Consider the following 7513-nt stretch of genomic DNA (forward strand, 5'->3'; position numbering starts at 1 on the left):
CCCTCTCTCAACGCGAGGGCTTAGCGCGTCAGAGCGACGCGAGAAAGCGGTCTTCGGCTTCGTAGTCGAACAGATCCCACGGATAGGCGGCAAGCTGCGGGAAGGCGGCAAGCCAGTCGGCGGGGTTGAGGCTGGCCAGCCAGGCGACTGCCGGGCCGCAATGGTCCGCATAGGGGAAAGGCTGTGGTTCGCCGAGATGCAATGCCTTCGAGCCGTCCACCGCGAAGGTTCCTGGGATCGACCACGGCGTGCGACCGATCAGCCCCTGTCCCCTCGACTGAGATGAAATCCACCTCGCGTTCGAGGAAATCGGCGATGGCGCGCCCGATCTCGATCACGCTCGGGCTGTCCGTGTCGGCGACGTTGAATACGCCGCCAACATCTCGCCGGGCGGCCTCGACAGCAGTCCACGCGATCTGCTCGACATCGGTGGTCTGAAACCGGGAGGAACCATTGAAGATCAGCGGGATTCGCCCGCGTCCGTCTAGCACCCGTTTCACAAACCACCACTCGCGCGGATGCCGCGACCATTTCCCGTAGATCGCGCAAGGGCGTAGGATCGTCGCTCGGTCCCCGAACAGATCGAGCGCACGGTTCTCCATCCGCCTCTTGCGGGTGGAGTAGCTTTCCGGCCCCGGCGCGACCGTCGCCTGTGCCTCTGTGATCTTGCCTTCAAATTCGGGATAGCCCTTGAGCGGTCCTTCATCGAGCGTGCGGCCCATATCGTCGCAATACACGCTGGCTGACGAGATCACGACCAATCGCCCGACTTCACCGGGATCGTAGCGTTCCATATCCTCGGCATCGAAGGCGATGGTGTCGAGAACGACATCGGCTACCGGCGCGGGATCGCTTCCGGCGACATATTCGCGCCATTCTCGGGCGAATTCCTGCCATTGAGGCCGGGTGCGCGAGTGGATCGTAATGTCCCACCCTGCGCCGAAAAAAGCATATGCTGCGGCAACGCCGATCTGGCCCGCTCCGATGATGGCTACCGTGCGGGCCATGGCATCACATATGGATCGGCTTGCCAGTTACAGCCATCGCCGCTTCCTTGAAGGCTTCGGCGTGGGTGGGGTGGGCGTGGCAAGTGTAGGCGATGTCTTCGGATGTAGCGCCGAATTCCATCGCCTGCGCCGCCTGCGCGATCATGGTTCCGGCGAGGCTGTTGATCATCCATACGCCGACCACGCGGTCGGTTTCGGCATCGGCAATGACCTTGACGAAGCCATCGGTGTCGCGGTTGGCCTTGGCGCGGCTGTTGGCCATCATCGGGAATTTGCCGACCTTGATGCTCCCGCGTTCCTTGGCCTCTTCTTCGGTCAGGCCGACGCCTGCGATTTCGGGCGTGGTGTAGACGACGCTGGGGATGACATCGTGGTTCACGATTCCAGTCTGTCCGGCGATATTCTCAGCAACGGCGATGCCTTCGTCCTCGGCCTTGTGCGCCAGCATCGGGCCCGGCGCGACGTCGCCAATCGCCCAGATGCCGGGCACCTGCGTGGCGAAATCATGGTCGATCTCGATCTGGCCGCGATTGTTGACCGACAGGCCCGCCTTGTCGAGCGCGAGGCCATCGGTGTTGGGGCGGCGACCGATGGAGACGAGCACATGGCTGGCCTCGATCACCTGTTCATCTCCGCCCGCTGATTTCTCGACCGTCAGTTTGACGCCCTGCTTGTCAGCTTTCGCTCCGGTGACTTTGTGGCCGAGCATCATTGCCATGCCCTGCTTCTTGAAGATCTTTTGCGCTTCCTTGCGCACTTCGCCGTCCATGCCGGGCAGCAGCTGGTCGAGGAATTCGACCACGGTGACCTTTGCGCCGAGACGCCGCCAGACGCTGCCCAGTTCAAGCCCAATCACGCCGCCGCCGATCACCACGAGGTGTTCGGGCACTTCGGGCAAGTCGAGCGCGCCAGTGCTGTCCACGATCCGCTTTGCCGCATTGTCGACTTCGACGCCGGGCAGGGGGGTGACGCTCGAACCGGTGGCAATGACGATGTCTTTCGCTGTGTGGACCGCGTCACCGACTTTGACCGTATGCGCGTCCTCGAACGTGGCGTGGCCTTTCAGCCAAGTTACCTTGTTCTTCTTGAACAGGAATTCGATTCCTCCGGTCAGATCGCCCACCGCCTTGGTTTTTTCCGCCAGCATCTTGTCCAGATCGAACGTGGCCTTGGCGTCGATCCCCCAAGTGGCGAAGTGACCCCCGGTCGCTTCCTCGAACAGTTCGGATGCGTGCAGCAACGCCTTTGAGGGGATGCAACCGACATTGAGGCAAGTGCCGCCGAGAGTCTCGCGGCTTTCGACGCACGCGGTCTTAAGGCCCAACTGCGCGGCGCGAATGGCGGCAACATAGCCGCCCGGGCCGGCACCGATGATGAGAACGTCGTAATCGTAGGAGTGGTCAGCCATGGTTCGAATGATCCCGTTGTCTATGGCGTATCAATGTTCGTTCGGCCCCATTTAGGCATTAGGGGCGCAGAGTGCCATTGCTACTTTCGGCGCAGCACTTGTCATTTCTTGCGCCGCAAATGCCAGTAAATTCCGATAGTCACGTATTTTTCAATCGCCGGGACAATGGCGGGCAACAGCATTGCCTTCATCGCCAGCGATTTGAGCGGATGGCTGGAAATATTGCGGCGGGCGGATATGATATCGACCGGCAAGCCATTGAGCGCCGCGCGGAAATCGGCTGGCACCGCGCCGTTAAAGCCAAGCTCCTGAATGCTTGCGGGCGAATTGCCATCGTCGTCAACCAACCGGTCCAGAAACGCGCGATTGCCGCGCGGCAGATGCGCCCACGGAATGTGCGTTTTCATCAGCCGGTGATGGCCATAGGGGGAATGCCACAGGGGCGCGAAACCGATGAACATCTCCCCGCCCGGCTTGCACGCATCAACGACTGCGGCAAGCGTTTCGGGCAGGTCCATCACATGTTCCATCACATCGACCGAGGTGACGATATCGGCGGGTTCGATCTCCATCTCGCGGATGTCCTGACAGGCGAACCGCACACGCCCGTCCCATTGGCTGGCGACTTTCCCGTTCGCAAAATCAACATAGCTTTGGTTGAGTTCGATCCCGAGCGCCGATGACGCCCCGGCTTCCATCGCCCGCTGCACCATCCCGCCGCGTCCGCAACCAAAATCGATCACGCGCTTGCCGGTGAAGTCGGGTTGCCCGCCAAACCGCGCCCAGAATTCCGGGAAACGGTCGCGCAGGAAATCGGCGTAGCGGCGTTCGTCGAAGGCGGATTGGATTTCCGGCATGGCGGAGCCTGCCTCCATCACCCGATCACAAATCGATCAGCATCCGGGTCGGGTCCTCGATCGCTTCTTTGATGATCTTCAATGCGGTCACTGCCTCGCGCCCGTCAATCAGGCGGTGGTCATACGACAGCGCAATATACATCATCGGGCGGATCACGATCTGGCCATCGACCACCACGGCACGGTCCTCGATCCGGTGGAGGCCCAGCACGGCGCTCTGCGGCGGGTTGATGATCGGGGTGCTCATCAGCGATCCGAACACGCCGCCGTTGGAGATGGTGAAGGTGCCGCCCTGCATATCGGCCATGGTCAGCGTGCCGTCCTTCGCGCGCTTGCCAAAGTCAGCAATGTCCTTTTCGATCCGGGCAAAGCCTTTATCCTGACAATCGCGGATTACCGGCACGACAAGGCCGTTGGGCGCAGAAACAGCAACCGAGATGTCGACGTAATCGTGGTACACGATCTCGTCGCCTTCAATATAGGCGTTGACGCTCGGCACGTCTTTCAACGCAAGGCAGGCGGCCTTGGCGAAAAAGCCCATAAAGCCGAGGCGAATGTCGTGCTTCTTGGCAAACAGGTCTTTGTATTTGTTGCGCGCCTCGATCACCGCCGACATGTCGACATCGTTGAAAGTGGTGAGCAGCGCGGCCTCTTCCTGCGCGCCTTTCAGCCGCTTGGCGATGGTCTGGCGCATCCGCGTCATCTTGACGCGCTCTTCGCGGCGTTCGCCGGTCGCAGCCGGGGCTGGAGCAGTAGCGGGGGTCGGGGAAGGCGCGGGTGCCGGTGCGCTTTTGGCCTTGGCTGCCTCCAGCACGTCTTCCTTGGTCAGGCGGCCATCCTTGCCGGTGCCTTTGATGGTGGAGGGGTCAACCCCGTGTTCCAGCACCGCGCGGCGCACCGCGGGCGACATCGTGACCGCGCCGTCACCCACCGCTTCCTTGGCCGTAGCCGGAGCCGGTGCAGGAGCGGGCGTATCCGACTTTGGAGTAACAGACGCGCCAGAGGATGCGCTCGCACCTTCCTCGATCACCGCGATCACCGCGCCCACTTCGACCGTGTCACCCACGGCAAACCGGTGTTCGCTCATCACGCCTGCAACGGGCGAGGGCACATCCACCGCGACCTTGTCGGTTTCAAGGCTGCAAATCGGCTCGTCAGCGGCGACCGCATCGCCAGGCTGCTTGAGCCATTCGCCGATCGAGCCTTCGGTGACCGATTCGCCCAGAGCCGGGACAGTAATTTCAGTGGCCATTTTCGTGTTTCCTCAGCTTTGCTGAATGAGATTAGTTGGATATTCCAAGCGCAGCAGCGACCAGTTTCGCCTGTTGTTCTGCGTGTCGTTTGGCGAGGCCGGTGGCCGGCGATGCGGCAGGATCGCGCCCGGCATAGACCGGCCGTTTGCCCGTGTGCCCGGCGGCGGTCAGCGCATCCTCGATCTGGTTCTGGACGAAAAACCACGCGCCGTTGTTCTTCGGTTCTTCCTGACACCATGCGACCGTTTCGAGATTGGTCATGCGCGACAGCCGCAGCGCCAGCGGATCGCCGGGGAAGGGATAAAGCTGTTCGATCCGCACGATCGAGACATCTTTCAGCCCCTCTTCCTCGCGTTTTTCATGGAGGTCATAATAGACCTTGCCCGAACACAGCACGAGCCGTTTGACCTTGTCATCGGCCACTTCGGTGATGTCGGACAGGATTCGCCGAAACTGGCGCTCACCCAGAAATTCCTCGCGCGTGCTCTTGGCCAATGCGTGGCGGAGCAGCGATTTGGGCGTCATGATGACCAATGGCTTGCGGAACGACCGCAGCATTTGACGGCGCAGAACGTGAAAGTAATTCGCCGGGGTGGTGATGTTGCAGACTTGAAGATTGTCGCTCGCGCACAATTGCAGGAAGCGTTCGAGCCGGGCTGAGGAATGCTCCGGCCCCTGACCTTCGTATCCATGCGGCAACAGCAGCACCAGGCCGTTGGCGCGCAGCCACTTTGCCTCGCCAGCGGCGATATATTGATCGATCATGATCTGCGCGCCATTGGCGAAATCGCCGAACTGTGCCTCCCACAGCACCAGCGATTTCGGGTCGGCCATGGCAAACCCATATTCAAAACCGAGCACGCCATATTCCGACAGCGTGCTGTCATAGACTTCGAACTTGCCATGCGGCAGGGTGGTGAGGGGAATGTATTTCTCCTCGGTCTTTTGATCGACCCACACGGCGTGCCGTTGGGAGAAGGTGCCGCGCCCGCTGTCTTGCCCGGACAGCCGCACGCCGTACCCTTCCATCACGAGGCTGCCAAAGGCGAGCGCTTCGCCGGTGGCCCAGTCAAAACCTTCACCGCTTGCGAACATGTCGGCTTTGGCCTTTAGCACGCGGCCCAGCGTCTTGTGGATCTCGACGCTGTCCGGTGCCTTTGTCAACACCCGGCCCAGCGAATCGAACATCTTGGGTTCGATCGCGGTTTCGATATTGCGCCGTGCAGTTTCATCGTCTGCGGGTTTGTTCAGTCCCGCCCAGCGCCCGCCGAACCAGTCGGCTTCGTTCGGTTTATAACTGGTGGCGGCGGCGAATTCCTCTTCGAGATGCGCCACAAATTCGGCCGCCACACTGTCGCGGTGTCCTTCGTCGATCACGCCCTCTGCGATCAGGCGCTGTTCGTATACGCGGCTGACCTTGGGGTGTTTGCCGATCACTTCATACATCAGCGGCTGGGTGAATTTGGGTTCATCGCCTTCATTGTGGCCAAAGCGGCGATAGCACCACATGTCGATCACCACATCACGGCCGAAACGCTGGCGGTATTCGACCGCCAGCTTGCAGGCAAAGGTCACCGCTTCGGGATCGTCGCCATTGACGTGGAGGATGGGGGCCATCACGCCTTTGGCCACGTCGGAAGGATAGGGGGAGGAGCGCGCGAATTGCGGGCTGGTGGTAAAGCCGATCTGATTGTTGATGATGAAGTGGATGCAGCCGCCAGTGTCGTATCCCGGCACGCCAGACAGCGAGAGGCTTTCCCACACCACGCCTTGCCCTGCAAAGGCGGCATCGCCGTGAATCAGAACCGGCAGGACCTGCTTCTTGTTTTCCAGATCATCGCGGATTGCCTGCTGCGCGCGGGTTTTGCCCAGCACCACGGGATCGACCGTTTCCAGATGCGAAGGATTGGGCACAAGGCTCATGTGGACCGAAATATCGTCGAACGAACGGTCGGTGCTGGTGCCGAGGTGATATTTTACGTCGCCCGACCCGCCGACGTCTTCGGGATTGGCAGAGCCGCCTGAAAATTCGTGAAAGATCACTTTGTAAGGCTTGGCCATCACATTGGCGAGCACGTTGAGCCTGCCGCGATGCGCCATGCCATAGATGATTTCGCGCACACCTGCGCTGCCGCCATGTTTGATGACCGCTTCCAGAGCCGGGATCATCGATTCGCCGCCATCCAGACCGAAGCGTTTGGTCCCGACATATTTGCGCCCGAGAAATTCTTCATATTGCTCACCGCGCAGCACAGCGGCGAGGATCGCCTTCTTGCCCTCGGGAGAGAATTGGATCGTATCGCCGGGGCTTTCAAACTTGTCCTGCAGGAACCGCCGTTCCTCGGTGTCGGCAATATGCATGTATTCAAGGCCGACATTGCCGCAATACACCTCGCGCAGGCGGCTTTCCAGCGCACCCACCGTGGTCCATTCCATGCCCAGCACCCCGCCGACATAGACGTCCTCGCGCTCTCGACCGGCCAGCCCGTGGAACGCCAGCGTCAGGTCTTCGGGCACTTCGCGTTTGTTCGACAGGCCCAGCGGATCGAGTTCAGCCGCCAGATGCCCGCGCACCCGGTACAGCCGGACCAGCTGCATTGCAGCGATGGAAAGGTTCGCGGCGTTCTCGATCGCCTTGGGATCGGCAGGCTTGCCCGCTGCTGCTGCGGCTTTCTCGACCACGATTGCCATCTGCGTGGGGTCCATCGCAGCAGCAAGGTCCTCATCCGCTCCGCTGACCGAATCGAGCCATTTCGCATTGCCCCAGGACGGACCCGGCTGCGGGCCTTCCTGATCGGTCATTTGGGGGATGAAGCTTGCGGTCTCTTTATTCATGGGGGGGTATCCGGGGGGATGAGAGTGGGGGGGGGGGGGCCCAAACCGGGGGCCCCCCCCGCCCCCCCCCCCCCCCCGCGCCGCGGGGGGGGGGGGGGGGGGGTGGGGGGGGGGGGGGGGGGCGCCCCCCCCCCCGGGGGCCCACGCCGGGGG

At 61.7% G+C, this 7513-nt stretch carries 5 protein-coding genes; all 5 read right to left on the reverse strand.

Going from position 1 to position 7513, the window contains the following annotated elements:
• Positions 1-20 precede the first annotated feature (20 nt).
• The 5 genes from ACM64M_RS13865 to ACM64M_RS13885 all read right to left on the reverse strand — a co-directional run bounded on the left by ACM64M_RS13865 (position 21) and on the right by ACM64M_RS13885 (position 7360).
• Positions 21-1007 (reverse strand): hypothetical protein, encoded by a 987-nt coding sequence (locus tag ACM64M_RS13865; protein ID WP_416229300.1) that lies wholly within the window; start codon positions 1005-1007, stop codon positions 21-23.
• A 4-nt stretch (positions 1008-1011) separates the two neighbouring features.
• Positions 1012-2415, reverse strand: a complete 1404-nt coding sequence (gene lpdA / locus ACM64M_RS13870) for a dihydrolipoyl dehydrogenase (RefSeq protein WP_416229301.1) — start codon at positions 2413-2415, stop codon at positions 1012-1014.
• A gap of 101 nt (positions 2416-2516) precedes the next feature.
• Complete coding sequence (locus tag ACM64M_RS13875) at positions 2517-3272, reverse strand: class I SAM-dependent methyltransferase (protein WP_416229302.1); 756 nt, start codon at positions 3270-3272, stop codon at positions 2517-2519.
• A gap of 25 nt (positions 3273-3297) precedes the next feature.
• Complete coding sequence (gene odhB, locus ACM64M_RS13880; RefSeq protein WP_416229303.1) at positions 3298-4524, reverse strand: 2-oxoglutarate dehydrogenase complex dihydrolipoyllysine-residue succinyltransferase; 1227 nt, start codon at positions 4522-4524, stop codon at positions 3298-3300.
• Between the two features lie 31 nt (positions 4525-4555).
• The gene (locus ACM64M_RS13885) at positions 4556-7360 is read right to left on the reverse strand and encodes a 2-oxoglutarate dehydrogenase E1 component (RefSeq protein WP_416229304.1); all 2805 of its coding nucleotides are present in this window, start codon (positions 7358-7360) and stop codon (positions 4556-4558) included.
• Positions 7361-7513: the final 153 nt, after the last annotated feature.

Origin of the sequence: Qipengyuania sp. ASV99 (assembly GCF_047872805.1) — a bacterium.
In the GTDB taxonomy this organism is placed as follows: Bacteria; Pseudomonadota; Alphaproteobacteria; order Sphingomonadales; family Sphingomonadaceae; genus Erythrobacter.

What these genes read in the sequence shown, in the direction of transcription:
- ACM64M_RS13885 (WP_416229304.1), bottom strand. Translation starts at nt 7,360, where the DNA reads ATGAATAAAGAGACCGCAAGCTTCATCCCCCAAATGACCGATCAGGAA.
- ACM64M_RS13865 (WP_416229300.1), bottom strand. Translation starts at nt 1,007, where the DNA reads ATGGCCCGCACGGTAGCCATCATCGGAGCGGGCCAGATCGGCGTTGCC.
- odhB (WP_416229303.1), bottom strand. Translation starts at nt 4,524, where the DNA reads ATGGCCACTGAAATTACTGTCCCGGCTCTGGGCGAATCGGTCACCGAA.
- ACM64M_RS13875 (WP_416229302.1), bottom strand. Translation starts at nt 3,272, where the DNA reads ATGCCGGAAATCCAATCCGCCTTCGACGAACGCCGCTACGCCGATTTC.
- lpdA (WP_416229301.1), bottom strand. Translation starts at nt 2,415, where the DNA reads ATGGCTGACCACTCCTACGATTACGACGTTCTCATCATCGGTGCCGGC.